14 protein-coding genes are annotated in these 15,990 nt (G+C 66.6%); 9 read left to right on the top strand and 5 right to left on the bottom strand.

What is annotated here, in order from left to right:
• The first annotated feature begins 52 nt into the window (after positions 1-52).
• The 4 genes from V6M51_RS15720 (at position 53) to V6M51_RS15735 (ending at position 3,831) form a co-directional block, all read left to right on the top strand.
• Positions 53-724, top strand: a complete 672-nt coding sequence (locus V6M51_RS15720; protein WP_332768663.1) for a YjfI family protein — start codon at positions 53-55, stop codon at positions 722-724.
• A gap of 15 nt (positions 725-739) precedes the next feature.
• The gene (locus tag V6M51_RS15725) at positions 740-1,501 is read left to right on the top strand and encodes a PspA/IM30 family protein (RefSeq protein ID WP_332768665.1); all 762 of its coding nucleotides are present in this window, start codon (positions 740-742) and stop codon (positions 1,499-1,501) included.
• A gap of 198 nt (positions 1,502-1,699) precedes the next feature.
• Positions 1,700-2,896, top strand: coding sequence for a glutathionylspermidine synthase family protein (locus V6M51_RS15730; RefSeq protein ID WP_332768666.1), 1,197 nt, complete (start codon positions 1,700-1,702; stop codon positions 2,894-2,896).
• Entirely contained in the window at positions 2,896-3,831 is a 936-nt protein-coding gene (locus V6M51_RS15735) for a DUF808 domain-containing protein (protein ID WP_332768667.1), read from the top strand. Before V6M51_RS15730 ends, V6M51_RS15735 begins: the two co-directional genes overlap by 1 nt.
• A 208-nt stretch (positions 3,832-4,039) precedes the next feature.
• Here the strand turns inward: V6M51_RS15735 and V6M51_RS15740 are convergent, their stop codons facing one another.
• Complete coding sequence (locus V6M51_RS15740) at positions 4,040-5,464, bottom strand: coniferyl aldehyde dehydrogenase (RefSeq protein ID WP_332768669.1); 1,425 nt, start codon at positions 5,462-5,464, stop codon at positions 4,040-4,042.
• Positions 5,465-5,904: 440 nt separating this feature from the next.
• Between V6M51_RS15740 and V6M51_RS15745 the strand changes: the two genes are divergently transcribed.
• Positions 5,905-6,645 (top strand): PEPxxWA-CTERM sorting domain-containing protein, encoded by a 741-nt coding sequence (locus V6M51_RS15745; RefSeq protein WP_332768671.1) that lies wholly within the window; start codon positions 5,905-5,907, stop codon positions 6,643-6,645.
• 75 nt (positions 6,646-6,720) lie between these two features.
• Positions 6,721-6,891, top strand: a complete 171-nt coding sequence (locus tag V6M51_RS15750) for a hypothetical protein (RefSeq protein WP_332768673.1) — start codon at positions 6,721-6,723, stop codon at positions 6,889-6,891.
• A 5-nt stretch (positions 6,892-6,896) separates the two neighbouring features.
• Here V6M51_RS15750 and V6M51_RS15755 read toward each other — a convergent pair whose 3' ends face one another.
• The 4 genes from V6M51_RS15755 to V6M51_RS15770 all read right to left on the bottom strand — a co-directional run bounded on the left by V6M51_RS15755 (position 6,897) and on the right by V6M51_RS15770 (position 10,984).
• Positions 6,897-7,373 carry a YybH family protein gene (locus V6M51_RS15755; RefSeq protein WP_332768674.1) on the bottom strand — a complete coding sequence of 159 codons (477 nt, stop codon included), beginning with the start codon at positions 7,371-7,373 and terminating at the stop codon, positions 6,897-6,899.
• A gap of 84 nt (positions 7,374-7,457) precedes the next feature.
• Complete coding sequence (locus V6M51_RS15760; RefSeq protein WP_332768676.1) at positions 7,458-7,829, bottom strand: RcnB family protein; 372 nt, start codon at positions 7,827-7,829, stop codon at positions 7,458-7,460.
• Between the two features lie 58 nt (positions 7,830-7,887).
• Positions 7,888-9,210 (bottom strand): adenylosuccinate lyase, encoded by a 1,323-nt coding sequence (purB, locus tag V6M51_RS15765; protein WP_332768678.1) that lies wholly within the window; start codon positions 9,208-9,210, stop codon positions 7,888-7,890.
• Between the two features lie 253 nt (positions 9,211-9,463).
• Positions 9,464-10,984 (bottom strand): spinster family MFS transporter, encoded by a 1,521-nt coding sequence (locus tag V6M51_RS15770; RefSeq protein WP_332768680.1) that lies wholly within the window; start codon positions 10,982-10,984, stop codon positions 9,464-9,466.
• A 645-nt stretch (positions 10,985-11,629) separates the two neighbouring features.
• Here V6M51_RS15770 and V6M51_RS15775 point away from each other — a divergent pair.
• The 3 genes from V6M51_RS15775 to V6M51_RS15785 are packed head-to-tail and all read left to right on the top strand — an operon-like array spanning position 11,630 to position 15,809.
• Entirely contained in the window at positions 11,630-12,775 is a 1,146-nt protein-coding gene (locus V6M51_RS15775; protein WP_332768682.1) for a metallohydrolase, read from the top strand.
• Positions 12,776-12,778: 3 nt separating this feature from the next.
• Entirely contained in the window at positions 12,779-15,034 is a 2,256-nt protein-coding gene (locus V6M51_RS15780; RefSeq protein ID WP_332768684.1) for a Mov34/MPN/PAD-1 family protein, read from the top strand.
• Positions 15,027-15,809 carry a hypothetical protein gene (locus tag V6M51_RS15785; RefSeq protein ID WP_332768686.1) on the top strand — a complete coding sequence of 261 codons (783 nt, stop codon included), beginning with the start codon at positions 15,027-15,029 and terminating at the stop codon, positions 15,807-15,809. The genes V6M51_RS15780 and V6M51_RS15785 overlap by 8 nt, the downstream gene beginning before the upstream one ends.
• Positions 15,810-15,990: the final 181 nt, after the last annotated feature.

Consider the following 15,990-nt stretch of genomic DNA (forward strand, 5'->3'; position numbering starts at 1 on the left):
ATGACCTGCTGCGGCATCTTGTCAAGCGTTCATGGTATGCGTACATGTACTCATGGCTGAACGACGCCCACGTTCCGAACAGGCCGCCGAGCGCACCCGCGCCTGGCGTCAGGCCCGTCGGGAAATGGGCTTCGTGAAGATCGAGGTCTGGGCGCCGGCGGCGTGCAAGGCCGACATCCAGGCCGCAGTACAGGCCATCGTCATAGAGTCGACGCGCGGCCCGGCTTTGTTAGGCATTCCACACAACGCACAAGGCGTCACAAACATGGACTCCGTCATCGACACGGCCTGGACCGTTCCCGGCCTCCGCGACGCGCTCGTCGAGAGCACGCTGGTCCGGGAAGGCGAACTCACCGCCCAGGTGATCGAGGGGGCCGAGCCGGTCCTGCTGGTCACCATGCACGAATACGGCGACCTGCCGGTCTATGTGAGCGTCGGGCCCCTGCAGATGGTGGTCTCGGTGATCCTGTGGCCGGTGGACGAGCAGAAGGACCAGGCGGCGTTCAACGTCTTCCTGTTGAAGGCCCAGAAGATCGTGCCGCTGTCGAACTTCGGGATCAGCACCGTCGACAACCGCGACTATTACGAGCTGTTCGGCGAGATCGCCGCCAAGACCTCGCTGCAGACCGTGCTGATCGAACTGCGCACCCTGGCGGGCAACGCCATCGACGCGGCGGGCGACCTGCGCGAGTCGTTCGAAAACCTCAGCGGCGTCGCCGCCTAAACCGGAGAGAGACCCATGTCGATCTGGAGCAAGCTCTCCGCCCTGCTGCGGGGCACCGCCCACGAAGGCGCCCAAACCCTCGTGGACGCCAACGCCCTGAAGATCCTGGACCAGGAGATCCGCGACGCGGACATGGCCCAGGGCAAGGCGCGCGACGAGATGGCCGCCCTGGTGGCCCGCCGCCGAATGCTCGAAAACGAGGCCAAGAGCTTCGCCGAGCAGGCGCGGAAATACGAATCCTCCGCCCGCGCGGCGCTGGCCAAGGGCGACGAGGCCCTGGCCCGCGAGGTGGCCACCCGGATCGCCGACCTGGAGCGCGACTCCCTGCAGAAGGCGACCCAGACCGCCGAACTGCGCACCGCCGAGGACCGGCTGCGTCAGGTGGTGGCCCAGACCGACACCAAGATCGAGGCCCTGCGCCGCGAGATCGAGGTGGTGAAGGTCAATGAGAGCGTCCAGCGCGCGCAGTCGGCGGTGGTCTCGCGCGCCGGGGCCACGGGCTCGACCCTGGGCTCAGCGGCCGACAGCCTCAAGCGGATCAAGGAACGCCAGGCGGTGCGCGAGGAGCAGTTCCGCGCGCACAGCGAGCTGGAGGACCGCCGCACCGGCGCCGACCTCGACGCCAAGCTGCAGGCCGCCGGCATCCTGCCCGGCCATGTGGGCGCCGACGACGTGCTGGCGCGGCTGCAGGCCACGGCGCCGTCGCTGCAACTGGAGGCCCCGCGCCTGCAGATCGAGGACAAGATTCCGGCGCGCCGGGGCGGATCCGAGGAATAGGCAGGGGTCTCGCTCCCTTCTCCCCTTGCGGGAGAAGGTGGCAGGCGAAGCCTGACGGATGAGGGGTCTCTCAGAACCTTCGGATTGGCGGCGACGCCGTTCGCGCGGATGGGGCGGTGCGACCCCTCATCCGACCCCGCTCTCGCGGGGCCACCTTCTCCCTCAAGGGGAGAAGGACGTTTGGCAAGGACCCCACCCATGCGCCGCATAACGCTGGCCCCGCGCCGCGACTGGAAGGCCAAGGCCGAGGCGGTCGGGTTCACCTGGCACCATGCCGACGGGCGTCGGTACTGGGACGAGCGGGCCTATTTCGCCTTCACGCTCAGCCAGGTGGAGGATCATATCGAGGCGGCCAGCGCCGAGCTGCACAGGCTCTGCCTGGAGCTGGTCGCCGAAGTGGTCGAGAGCCCTGGCCTGATGACCCGGCTGGCGATCCCGCCGGCCGCCCAGGAGGTGGTCGCCGCCTCGTGGAAGGCCAGGGACCCCTCGCTCTACGGCCGGTTCGACTTCTTCTATGACGGGGCAGGGCCGCCGAAGCTCTACGAGTACAACGCCGACACCCCCACCAGCATCTATGAGGCGGCCGTGTTCCAGTGGCTGTGGCTGGAGGACCGGATCGCCGACGGCGGCGTGCCCAAGGGCGCCGATCAGTTCAACAGCCTCTATGACCGACTGCGCGAGCGGTTCGCGGAGATTTTCCCCAAGGGCGGCTTCGTCCACTTCGCCAGCGACGCCAACTTCGTGGAGGACCGCCAGACCGTGCGGTTCCTGGAGGACGTGGCCGGCCAGGCGGGGATCGAGCCGAAGTTCGTGGCCCTGGACCAGATCGGCCTGGACGCCGACGGGCGGTTCGTGGACGCCGAGAACTTCCTGATCGGGGCGATCTTCAAGCTCTATCCGTGGGAAGAGATGTTCCGCGACACCTATGCGGGGAAGATCGGCGCGAGCCGGACCCAGTTCATCGAGCCGGCCTGGAAGGCGGTGCTGTCCAACAAGGGCCTGCTGCCCCTGCTATGGGAACGGCACGCCGGGCATCCGAACCTGTTGGAGACCTATTTCGACGACGATCCGCGCGCCGACAACCTGGGCCGCTCGTTCGTGAGGAAGCCGCTGTTCTCCCGCGAGGGGGCCAATGTCGAGCTCTACGACAAGGGTCGCCGCGGCAAGGTGCTGGACCAGGGCTATGGCGCGGAGGGCTGGATCCGCCAGGCGTTGCAGCCGCCGCCCAGATTCGGCGCCAACTATCCGGTCGTGGGTTCATGGATGATCGGCGACGAGCCGGCCGGCATGGGGATCCGCGAGGACCGCGGCCGGGTGACCCGTGACCGCTCGCGGTTCGTGCCGCATGTGATCCTGGAGACCGCCGAGGTCATCCCTATCCGTGGAGGTTCCTGATGGCGTCCGGTCTCGTAGCCCTGCTGGACGATGTGGCGGGGATCGCCAAGATCGCCGCCGCCTCGCTCGACGACATGTCGGCCGCCGCCGGCAAGGCCGGGTCGAAGGCCGTGGGGGTGGTGGTCGACGACACGGCGGTGACGCCGGGCTACGCCATGGGCTTCACCCCGGACCGCGAGCTGCCGATCGTTTGGAAGATCGCGCTGGGGTCGCTGCGCAACAAGTTCTTCTTCCTGCTGCCCGGCGCCCTGGTGCTGAGCGCCTTTGCGCCCTGGGGCGTGACGCCGTTGCTGATGATGGGCGGGGCCTATCTCTGTTTCGAGGCGACCGAGAAGATCATCGAGGCCTTCACCCACCACGACCCGGTGGACGAGCCGGACGAACTAGCCCTGGGCTCCGTCGACCTGGAGAAGGAGAAGGTGGCCGGCGCCATCCGCACCGACCTGATCCTGTCGGGCGAGATCATGGCCATCGCGCTCGCCGACGTCGCCGACCGGCCCCTGGCGGTCCAGGCGGGCGCCCTGGCCCTGGTGGGCCTGCTGATCACCATCGGGGTCTATGGCGTGGTCGCCCTGATCGTGAAGATGGACGATATCGGCCTGCACCTGGCCGAGCGGAAGAGCCGGCTGATGGCGGGGCTGGGCCGGGGCCTGGTCAAGGGCATGCCCAAGGTCATGGAACTTCTGACCGTGGTGGGCACCGCGGCCATGCTGTGGGTCGGCGGGGGGATCATCGTCCACGGCCTGGAGCACTTCCGCCTGGAGACCGTGCCGCACCTGGTCGAGGGCGTGTCGCACTGGGCCTCGGCGGTTCCGGGAATCGGAGCCGTGACGGGCTGGGCGGCCATGGCGACGGGCTCGGCGGTGGTTGGGCTGCTGATCGGCGCCCCGATCGTGGCGGTGATGCACTTCTGGCCGGGCAAGAAGGCGCATTAGGGCCGGAGCGCGCACCCAAGGCTGTCATCCCGGTTTGCGAAGCAAGACCGGGACCCATAGACACCAGATGGCGCAGGCTGTGGCGCCGCCTCGCCATCTCGTCCCGATCAGCGCTTATGGGTCCCGGTCTTGCTTCGCAAACCGGGATGACACGCGTGGGGGGGTGACTGCTCTGGGTGGATGAGCGCCGCGAAAGACGACGACCGCCCTACGCCTTCATCTGGCCGTCCAGGTACTTGCGGATCGCCGGGCCGAAGGGGGGGCGCATCTGGGCCAGGGGGCCGTCCATCTTGATCTGGGTGTAGATCGCCTTCTTGTGGCTGAACTCCTTGAAGCCGTCCTGGCCGTGGTAGCTGCCCATGCCCGAGGGGCCGACGCCGCCGAAGGGCAGGTTCTCCTGGGCCACGTGGAAGACCACGTCGTTGACCGTGACCCCGCCGGCGGTGGTGCCGGTGAGCACCTTCTCGCGCTCGGCCTCGTCGGCGCCGAAATAGTAGAGGCCGAGCGGGCGCTCGCCCTTGTTCACATAGGCGATGGCCTCGTCGATGCCGGCATAGGTCTTCACCGGCAGGACCGGGCCGAAGATCTCCTCCTGCATGACGGTCATGTCGTCGGTGGGGTCGATGATCAGGGTGGGCGCGATCTTGCGGTGTTCCTGCTGCGACAGGTCCTCGCCGTCGGGCTTGAGCTCGACGATGCGGGCGCCCTTGGCCCGGGCGTCCTCCACATAGCCCATGATCCGGTCGTAGTGCCGCTGGGCGACGATGGCGGTGTAGTCGGGGTTGTCGCGGATCGTCGGGAACATCTTCGAGACCGCGGCCTGGGCGCCGGCGATGAAGGGCTCGAGGCTGTCGCGCGGGGTGAGCACATAGTCGGGCGCCAGGCAGATCTGGCCGGCGTTGAGCGTCTTGCCGTTCATGATCCGGGCGCTGGCCGTGGCCATGTCGGCGGACTTGCCGAGGATCACCGGGCTCTTGCCGCCGAGCTCCAGGGTCAGCGGCACCAGGTTCTCGGCGGCGGCGCGCATGACGTGGCGGGCGATCCCGGTGGCGCCGGTGAAGATCATGTGGTCGAAGGCCAGCCCGGCGAAGGCCTGGCCCACCTCGGGCCCGCCGACCACCACGGCGATCTCCTCCTCGGAGAAGGCGGACGCGAACATGGTCTTCATCAGGTCGGAGGTGGCCGGGGTGAACTCCGAGGGCTTGATCATCGCCCGGTTGCCGGCCGCCAGTATGCCGGCCAGGGGCGCGAAGGTGAGGTTCACCGGGAAGTTCCAGGGGCTGATCACGCCCACCACGCCCTTGGGCTGGTAGCGGACCTCGGCCTTGGCGCCGAACAGGCCGAGGATGGCCGGGGTGGGCTTGCGCTTCTCCGGCCGCATCCATTTGGCCAGGTGGTCGCGGGCGTGCTTCAGCGGGCCGATGGACCCGGCGATGTCGGTGAAGGCGGTGGCCTCTTTGCTGCGAGAGCCGAAGTCCGCGTTCAGCGCGTCTTCGATGGCGCCGCGGTTGTCGATCAAGAGCTTGATGCAGCGGTCGAGGCTGGCGATGCGCTGGGCCGCCGAGGGCGCGCCGTCGCGCAGGTGGGCGGCCTTCTGCTTGGCGAGCAGGGCGTTCATGGCGGCGGGGGTCATGGCGGGCTCCGGAGGCGGGAATCCGGGCGATGTTCGGATGGTGACGTTGGGGAACGGAAGCGTCGCCGCGATCTCCCGCGAATGTGAACCGGCCCCGCCGGGGGCATGGTTTCATCAGATCAGATCAAGCTTGGCTGTAGTTGCGTTGATCTGGGATTCTAAGACAAATCGTCGGCATTTTAGGCAGTTATCATCGGACTCGATGACAGATTTCGAGTCAAAATCTAAAGGTTAATTCCGAAGGCGGACTGTCTAGTAGGTCCGATTATGGGGTGTCGCGTCCGGGTTGCCGTAAAAACCGCTGGCGTTGTTGGAATCGCCTATTAAGGTTACCCGAAGTACCAATTGCGTCGTCGCGAGCGTGGTTTGGCGTGGGGCCGATGGCCGTCGCAGCAAATAGCCGGTCCTTTGGGGGGCCGCCCAACACGTAAGGAAAGACCATGAAGCTGAGATCGCTTCTCGCGACCGCGTCCATCGCGGCGACCGTCCTGTGCGCCCATTCGGCCACGGCGGCGAGCTACACCTCCTACACCTCCATCCTGTCCGGCGGGTCGCTGATCGACTTCGAGGGCATGGCCGAAGGCACGCTGATCGACACCCAGTACGCTGGGGTGACCTTCAGTCAGACGCCCAGCGGCCGGCCGCAGATCGACAACCTCCCGGCGCTCTTCGGCTACGGCGCCTCGTCGGGCAGCGGCGTGCTGACCGGCAGCACCGAGGGCGGCAACCTGTTCCCGACCATCGCCGGGATGATCGCGACCTTCTCGTCTGGCCAAAGCGGGGTGGAGCTGTTCTTCAGCGACACCGCGCCTAAGGGCGGCGCCTATCCGATCACCATCTACGGCGCGGGCGGTGCGATCCTGGCCTCGTTCAACCTGGCCGCCGCCGACATCCTGCCGCCCGGCTACGGGGGCGGCACCTTCCCGCCGGCCGGGACATTCCCCCTGCCGGGGATCTTCCTGGGCTACACCAGCGCCACGAACGACATCTTCGGCATCGGGGTCGGTCCGGGCGCCACAACCAACGACTCCTTCGCCATCGACGATCTGCGCTTCACCACCGGGCGCGGCGCCATACCCGAGCCGACCACCTGGGCGATGATGGTCCTGGGTTTCGGCGGCGTGGGAACCTTGCTTCGGCGCAGGGCGCGGACCGCGCGGATGGGGCTCGTCACGGCCTAGGGCAAAGCGCGGAGGAATCTGCGACAATGGCGGCGGCCGGCGGTTCTGCGCCGGTCGTTCAGCCGTGAGTCGCCGATGAAACCTCCCACCAAGCGGCTCTCCGACCTGCGGGGCGGCTCTCCCGCGACCGGGACCTACGCCGCGCCGACGCCGAAGGTGTCGCGGCAGAAGCGCGCCAAGGTGCTGACCCCGGCCGAACGCGCGGCGTTCCTGGCCTCGCGGCCGGACCTCAAGCCGAAAACCTAGGCGCCCTAGTTGGCCGGCGACGGCTCGGGACCGGTCCAGGTCCAGGCGTTGATCTTCCAGGCGCCGGCGGCGTCCTTCTGCAGCGAGAAGGTCATCTGGGCGGCCTCGCGCATGGGCTTGCCGTGGTCCTTGAAGCTGTAGACCGCCGGCACGACGACATAGGCCCGGTCACCCGAAACCACCTCGCGGGTGGCGGGGCTCAGCGCCACCGACTGGTCGGTCAGACCCTTGGCCGTGGCGTCCCTGGCCAGGTCGCCGGCCCAGGCCTCGACGGCGCCCGGACCGCGCCAGACATGGGGCGCCACCTCGTCGACGATCGCCACATCGCCCGTATGGGTGGCCACCGCGGCCTTCAGGTCGCCCTTGTTGAAGCTATCGATAAACGCCCGGATGGGCGCCGCGAGCTGCGGGTCGGCAGCGGTCGCGTCGGTGGCGGCGGCCAGACCCATGGAACAGAACAATCCGACAAGCAGGGACTTCATGTTCGCCTCCCAAGTGATCGCGGCACGGGAGACCCAATCGGCGCCGATGGCAATTAAGGCGCGATCCTTATGCCGGCGCCTGCCCTATCGGATCAGGTTGGCGATGGCGTTGGCGATCACCTCGGCCACCAGGCCGTTGTCGCGCCGGACCAGGTAGGCGTCGCCCTCGATGAGCACCCAACGATAGCCGGGGGGCGGGGGCGCCAGGCGATAGCGCTGGGGCTGGACGATCACGTAGCGGGTCTCGACATAGTAGGCGCGCGGCAGGCGCTCGCCCTGGCGCCACATCTTCTTGGCCTGGCCCGGGGGCATGCCGTAGGGCTTGTCGGAGAGGCCGGGCGGGCCCGAATTGTAGTGCTTGTCCTTACCGTGGCCCTTGCCCTGGCCCGGATCGGCCAAGGCGGCTGGAGCTGTCAGCAGGGCCGCGGCGGCGGCGAACAGGATCAGGCGTTTCATGGTCGGTCTCCGAACTGGACCACCATAACGCCCGGCGACGGTCGCGGTTCAGACCCGCCTATTCCGCGGCCTTGGCCATGGCCTCGACGCCGAACACCCGGGCGAAGACGGTGTCGACGGCCTTGAAGTGATAGCCGAGATCGAACAACTCCTCGAGTTCGGCCTGGGTCAGGGTCACGTCGCCGTCCTCCAGCAGCAGGTCGAGGAACTTGCCCTCGCCGCGCCAGACCTTCATGGCGTTGCGCTGGACCGCGGAATAGGCGACCTCGCGCGCGACGCCCTTCTGGGTGAGCGCCAGCAGGACACGTTGAGAGTGCACCAGGCCGCCCAGCCTGTCCAAATTTCTCAGCATGTTTTCCGGATAGACCATCAGCTTGTCGACCACCCCGGCCAGGCGGCGCAGGGCGAAGTCCAGGTGGATGGTGGTGTCCGGGGCGATGGCGCGCTCCACCGAGGAGTGGCTGATATCGCGCTCGTGCCAGAGGGCGACGTTCTCCATGGCGGGGACCACGGCCGAGCGGATCAGGCGGGCCAGGCCGGTCAGGTTCTCGGTGAGGATGGGGTTCTTCTTGTGGGGCATGGCCGAGCTGCCCTTCTGGCCCTTGTCGAAATATTCCTCGGCTTCAAGGACTTCGGTGCGCTGGAGGTGGCGGATCTCGATGGCGAGGCGCTCGATCGAGGAGGCCACGACGCCGAGCGTCGCGAAATAGGCGGCGTGGCGGTCGCGGGGGATGACCTGGGTCGAGACCGGCTCGACGGCCAGGCCCATCTTCTCGGCGACGTAGGCTTCCACCTCGGGGGCGACATTGGCGAAGGTGCCGACCGCGCCGGAGATGGCGCAGGTGGCGATCTCGAACCTGGCCATCGCCAGGCGCTCCTTGGCCCGCTGGAACTCGGCATAGTGGCCGGCGAGCTTCAACCCGAAGGTGGTGGGCTCGGCGTGGATGCCGTGGCTGCGGCCGACGGTGGGGGTCAGGCGGTGCTCGAAGGCGCGCTTCTTCAGCGCCGCCAGCACCAGGTCGACGTCCTCGATCAGCAGGTCGGTGGCGCGGCAGAGCTGCACGGCCAGCGCCGTGTCATTGACGTCCGACGACGTCATCCCCTGGTGCAGGAAGCGGGCCTCGGGGCCCACCAGTTCGGTCACGTGGGTCAGGAAGGCGATGACGTCGTGCTTCACCTCGCGCTCGATCTCGTCGATGCGCTCGACGTCGAAGACCACGTCGCGACCCTTCTCCCAGATGGTCGCCGCCGCCTGCTTCGGGATCACCCCCAGCTCGGCCATCTTGTCGGCGGCGTGGGCCTCGATCTCGAACATGATCTTGAAGCGGGTCTGGGCGTCCCAGATCTTGGCGGCCTCGGGCCTGGCGTAGCGGGGGATCATGCGGGCGCTCCTTACGCGGGGTGATTAGCCCCAACTGCCCGCCGGCTCAACCCAACCACGGCTGTCATCGCGACCAACCACCCGTGTCATCCCGGTTTGCGGAGCGCAGCGTAGCAAGACCGGGACCCATAGACGCCGACAAGGCCGAAGGTGGCGACGCCGAGCCGCCCCCTGCACGATCAGGTGCGTATGGGTCCCGGTCTTGCTGCGCAAACCGGGATGACAGTCGTTGGTGGATGACAGTCGCTTGGGGTTAGTCCGCCTCGCCCCGGTCGGCCCGGGCCTTGGCGAGCGCCTTGGTCAGGCCGATGGCGCCCAGCAGGTAGTGGAACCCGGCCCAGACATAGAAGAGCAGGGTGACGATGATCCCCTCCCGCGTGCCGGAGACCAGCGCCCCCTGGCACTGGGCGACCACGTCGGCGCCCGACCCCACCGGCGCGATGCCGCCGGGACAGACCGACTGGAAGTCCGCCGCCCCGCCGCCGAACAGCGAGCCGATGCTGGCCAGCACCCCGCTCGCCTCGGGAACCGCGAAGTGGAAGGCCGCGAACCGGTCGATGATGAAGCCGGTGAACACCGGGCCGCCGCCCAGCGCGATCAGGTTCAAAAAGAAGAACAGCAGGGCCGTGGCCGTGGCGCGCCGCCGCGTGTCGACCATGTTCTGCACCACCCCGAAGGTGGGGCCCAGATAGGTGTAGTGGAAGATGCCGGGGACCAGCAGGATCAGCGCCGCGGCCTGCCAGGAGGGCGCCATATAGGCGAGGATGTAGATCGGGGCGGCGATGGTCAGGCCGATGGCCGGGGTCAGCGCATACCAGGCCGGCGAGCGCTTGGCCAACCGGTCGGTGAGGAAGCCGCCCAGCAGGGTGCCGAGCCCCGCCGAGAACCCGCCCACCAGGCCGGTGATCAGCCCCACCTGGGCGTAGTCGAGCCCGAAGGCGCGGGAGAAATAGGGCGGGGCGAACTGGCCCGCGCCGTAGCCGGCGAAGGAGGCCACGGTCACCCCCAGCACCATGTGCAGCACCGGCCACTTGCCGAACAGGATGGCGATGACCGCCCCCAGCTCCTTGAACTCGCCGGCCCAGGTGAAGGGCGGCTTTTGCGGGATGGCCGGGGCCGGGTCGATCACCTGCTCGGCCACCGGGGAATGGGGCTCGGAATGGCCGCGCGGCGGCTCCTTGACGATGACTTTGAGCGCGATGGCGATCAGCACGCCGGGCAGGCCGACCATCATGAAGGCCACCCGCCAGGAGAACTCCTGGGCCAGCCAGCCCCCGGCCACGGCGCCGAACATGGTGCCGAGCGGGATGCCGAAGGAATAGACCGCCAGCGCCGAGGCGCGCTTCTTGGGCTCGTAATAGTCGCTGATCAGCGAGTGGGCCGGCGGGGAGAGGCCGGCCTCGCCGAACCCCACCCCGAACCGGTAGGCGGCCAGCTGGGCGAAGCTGGTGGCCGTGCCGCAGAGCGCGGTGAAGGCCGACCAGATCAGGATGGCGCCGGAGATGATGTTGACCCGGTTGAACCGCTCGGCCAGCCGCGCGATCGGGATGCCCAGCAGGGTGTAGAGCAGGGCGAAATAGATGCCGCCCAGCAGGCCCAGCTGGGTGTCGGTGATCTTCAGGTCGACTTTGATCGCCTGGCCGATGGTGGCGATGATCGTGCGGTCGATGAAGTTGAAGGTGTAGGCGACGACGAGCAGGCCCAGCACGGTGGTGCGGTAGCTCTCGGAGAAGACGGGCTTGGTGGTGGGCGTGGTGGTGGCGGCGCCGGCCATGTGTGGTGTTTCCCCGAGGTGGTGTTCTTGTTGGCGGGGAGGTTAGGGGCGGGGGCGGGTGAGGGGAAGGGGGTGCCTCACGATGACCGCTTGGCGCCAAGAGCTGACGTTGATATCGGGCCGTAGAGCGGACATTGATCGGCACGTATCGCTTTAATGCATGCCCGCCCGTCGACAAGAAGTACGTCCGGGGCGACAGCGCTGGCTACGACATGTTGTGAGGGGAACGGAATTTACCCCCACATGTGGACGAGTGGCTCGAATCGGTGGATTGTTCTACCTCGTCGTTAATTTCAGCTTCGCTGCACGGGCGACTCGATCCACATCAGGATGCGAGGATCGTGCGTTGCCTGAGTACGACGATCCTCTTCAGACTGGGCATCCAGACGGCCATTCGTGGCCGGCCGTGGTGGGTGGGGCGGGAACCCGCCAAGTGCGAGATTAAGCAGCGCAAGCTGCAGTGTGGCGGAAGGCCGGCATCCCCAAAGATGTGCCGTCCTAGGAAAAGAGCCGACCTTCCGCCGTTTGACCCGACTCGTGTCCGCGTCGGTCTGCGATGCATAGCGGGGAGCCGCAGGGCTCACAACACCGCAGCAGCCGCACGACGGCGCCACGGGTCCTTGATTAAGAGGAACCCTGGTGATGGTGGCTAAAATTGACTTCTTCCGCGTCGGCGACGGGGACATGACCCTTGTCCGTTTTGAGACCGGGCGGACGCTTCTGATCGACTGCAACATCCGCACGGCCGCGGACGATCCCGACGACAGCACGGCCGATGTGGCGAAGCAGCTCAAGGATATCCTGGGTCGCGATAGCGAAGGGCGCCCCTTCGTGGACGCCATGCTGTTGTCGCACCCTGATGAGGACCACTGCCGCGGCCTGATCCGGCATTTCCACCTGGGCAAGCCTGTCGACTACATGAAGGGCAGCGGCAAGATCATCATTCGCGAGATGTGGTCCTCACCTGTCGTGTTCCGCCGGGCTTCGACGAACCACACGCTTTGCGACGACGCGAACGCGTGGTGCACCGAGGCGCGCCGGCGCGTGAACCGCTTCCGCGATGTCGGCTACGGTCCCGAGAACGAGAAGATTCTGATCCTCGGCGAGGACATCAACGGCAAGACCGACGACCTCGGTTCAATCCTCGTGAAGATCGGCGAGACCTGGAACCGGGTCAACGGGAACATCGACAGCTCGTTTAGCGCCCTTCTAATCGCTCCGTTGAAGGCCAAGGACGATGAGGAAGAAGAACTACTTTCGAAGAACGACTCTTCGACGATCGCCCGCTTCAAGATCGCCGCTGGCGGTATCACGGACGCCTGTCGCTTCCTTACCGGCGGCGATGCCGGCGTGGCGGTGTGGGAACGCGTCTGGGATCGCAACAAGGGCTCGGCCTCGGAGAACCTCGGCTACGATCTGCTGCAAGCGCCCCACCACTGCTCGTGGCGGTCCCTGTCGTGGGACAGCTGGAGCGAAAAGGGCGATAACGCCAAGGTCAGCCGGGCCGCGCGCGAGGCGCTGGGTCAAGCCCGCTCCGGCGCGACGATCGTGGCCAGTTCGAAGACGATCACTGACGATGACGCCGATCCGCCGTGCATCCGGGCGAAACGCGAGTATCTGGACATCCTGAAGGGTGTCAGCGGCACGTTCACCTGCGTCGGCGACGGGGGGCCTGACCCCCTCGCCTACGACATCGAGCCCGGCGGCGCGAAGAAGCGGCCCGCGAAGGCGATCGCGGCGGCGGGCCTGGCGCCCGCTTTGGTCGGCGCCAAGCCCGTCTCCCACGGCTGATCAATGGACCGGGTCGCGATCCAGCTTGCTATTCAGGAGATCGCGTCTCACCCGGACGTGACCGAGATCGCCAACGTCGAGATCGGTGAGTTCAGGGCCCGAGTCGAGTTCGACATCGACCTAGGCTTTGGCGATCGGTGGAAGGCAGACGGGGCCAGTCCCACAGGCGTGCGTCCTGTCGAGCGCGTTCGGTTCGACTTCTCTCCGAAGTACCCGTTGCGCGCGCCTGTGCCATCGCTCCGGGGCAACTTCAACTTCAGCCACGCCCACTTCATGCCTTCGCGCACACCGGACGACAGGCCGGTTCCGTGCATCGTCTTCGGCGACCTCGATGAATTTGTCGCTACGCTCGGGCTGATCAGGATGGTCGAACAGTCGAAGCTTTGGCTTCAAAAGGCGGCATCAGACGCCCTCAACCAAGGGCCAACTTGGGAGCCGATGCGTCGCGACATCGTCAAGGACTTCGTCAACTGTGATGCTGACGAAATCCGGACCTACGCCCGAGGCAAAGCCGGCTACAAGTTCGTCACCGCAATCTACCGTCGGATCGTGCCCGACAGGAAGTCCGGCCTTACAACGGCCTACCATGGTCGCCTCGGTCGTCGGGTCATGAAGATCGCGGACGCGAGGGACTTTCTAGCGCGAAGGCCTACTGAGGACCGGGTGGAGTTTGGCCTCGCGCTTGTCCTTCACGGCGCTGCAGAGGTGGCCGGAAGAAAGGTTGTGCGCGACAAGTTCCGCCCGGACGACGTCACCGACCTACCTTCCTTCGTTGAACAGGCCGCGCGTTTCGGCGTGGAGAAGGAGTTCAAGAAAGCGATGGCCGCTCTCTCGGCCGCAGCTGACGAGAGGCTCACGGGGATCGCGCCGCTTCCGGTGATCATCCTCGTTGAACGTCCACGGCCGATGCCCGACAGCCAAAGTCGCGTCGAGTTGGTCTCCTACTTCCTACAGATCTACATGCCGCAGGCGGAGCCTGTGGCCGAGGAGGTGCGTCCACTTGCCTGCCTTGATGTCGCTCGGCCGACGCTGCTACGCCGCCTGACCGGCCCTACTACGCCGGAAGCCTGGGCGCTTCTCGGCGCCGGAAGCCTGGGAAGCAAGATCGCGCTGCACGGCGGTCGAGCAGGCAACGCACCGCTCTATTGCGCTGACCATGCGAGCCTACGCCCTCACAACGCCGCTCGGCACGGTCTGTACCCGCCGCCAGACGATGGCCCATTTTCAGGCTGGATGGACAGGAAGGCGCCGGCGCTCGCGAAGGCGGTCGCCGGTCTGGGCGCCGAGACGCGGCCGATTGAAGGCGATCACGTAGATCTCGTAGAGGCCATCGGCGAGCCCACCTCCCCCACCATCGACTGGATCCTCAACACGACGGGCTCCACGGTCGCCCGGGAATGGCTGGCTACCGCCGATGTCTCGAAGAGCCCGAGGATCATAGAGGCCGGCCTGTTCGACCGAGGCGATCTGGGTTTCGTCACGGTCGAGGGGGAGGTACGCAACCCGGACACCGCCGAAATGATGGGCGCCCTCTACGCGAAATCGTGGCGCGCCGACGAACTTCGACGCCGGATTTTCACGGACGAACACCAGCAAACCTTCGTGCCCATCGGCCAGGGCTGCGGGTCAGCCACGATGGTGATGAGCGATGCGCACTTGAGCACCATGGCTGCTCCAATGGCGGAGATTATTGCGGCCAAGGGCAAGCGGTCGGCGAGCGGTCAACTCCACCTCCTCTCGCGGAGCGGCTATGGACTCGTCCACGAAGTTGAGGAGATCGCCCCCTTCGTTAGGGCCGATCTCGAAGGGCTGCCACGTTGGACGGTGAGCCTGGCCCCTGATGTGTTGCCGGCCATTGATGCTGAGATTGCGCAGCATCCTGGGGTAGAGACCGGCGGCGTCTTGATCGGCTGGACCTCTGTCATTTCCCGGCGGATGTATGTCCTCGCCACGTTGCCCGCGCCACCAGATAGCGAGCGGTCCGCCAGCATGTTCAGACTGGGAGTAGTGGGCCTGACGCCGGCACTCGCTGAGATCGCGGCCCAGACGGGCGGGACACTTCTCTGTCTCGGCACCTGGCACAGCCACCTCGGGGCGGCGACGCCGTCGGGCGTCGATTGGGCATCTGCGGCGGCCCTTGGCCTTCAGGAGACGCTGCCCATGACCCTGCTCATCAGAGGCCGCGGAGAGATGCGAGCGATCAGCACGCTGGCGGCGGCTAGCGCGGTTGCGTCATTGGCGGGAGGGGCCGTTGCCTAGTGACAAAGTCTTCGGGGTAGATCGCTATGAGCTGACCGCTCGATTGCGGCCGGCGTTTCTCGCCCTTCTCCCCGCCATCGCCCTCGCACTGGTTTGGATTCCGGCGGCATGGACGATCTGGGGCGGCGTCATCGGCCTGCTTGTTACGTGCGGGGTCACGATGATGCTCTCGCGGTTCTCCCGGCACCGAGGACGGCGCGTCGAAGCGAAGTACTGTGACCGGCTGGGCAGCGCCGTCTCGATGATGGCTCTTCGCCATCGAGACGAACTCATCGACCCCGTCACTAAGCGGCGATACCATGAGTTCCTCCAGCGAGCGGGTCACGAAATTCCGACCATAACTTTGGAGACGGCGACGCCAGGCATCGCCGATACCCACTACCGAGGCTGTGTTACGTGGCTACTCGAGACAACGCGCGACACTAAGACTTATGGGTTAATTTTCGAGGAGAACATCGACTACGGCTTCCGGAGGAATGCGTTCGGCCTGAAGGTCGTGGCCGTCCCAATCGCGATCTTCTGCGCCATAGGTAACGTGGCGATCACTTATGCGACCTGGACTGGATTCGACGCGACGGCCTGGAAGGCGATCGGCGTTGGGTTGGTCTGCTTGGTCGCTCTCACGATGTGGACCTTTGTCGTCAACCTCCGCTTCGTGGAAGATGCAGCTAGGAGTTACGCTGTTCGCCTCCTCGCAGCGTGTGACAAGCTCAAGGCGGTAAGGTCGCCTAAAGCACCGAGACGCCGCTCTACCTTAGCCAAGGTCGGAAACTAGAGGCCGGCGACGAGCCGACCTTCCGAAAGTCAGCTAAGAGCCCAATGCTGACGCGACGCCGAGCCTCGCAGCTGAAGCCCGGCCGGGCGAGCTGAACGTTTCAGCGCTCGCGCCAACTGTTCCCTCTTTGTTCTTGACATCGCCGCGGAAATCTGAGAGGATTTCGGCACTCCTCACCCCT

The organism is Phenylobacterium sp., assembly GCF_036677185.1.
GTDB lineage: Bacteria > Pseudomonadota > Alphaproteobacteria > Caulobacterales > Caulobacteraceae > Phenylobacterium.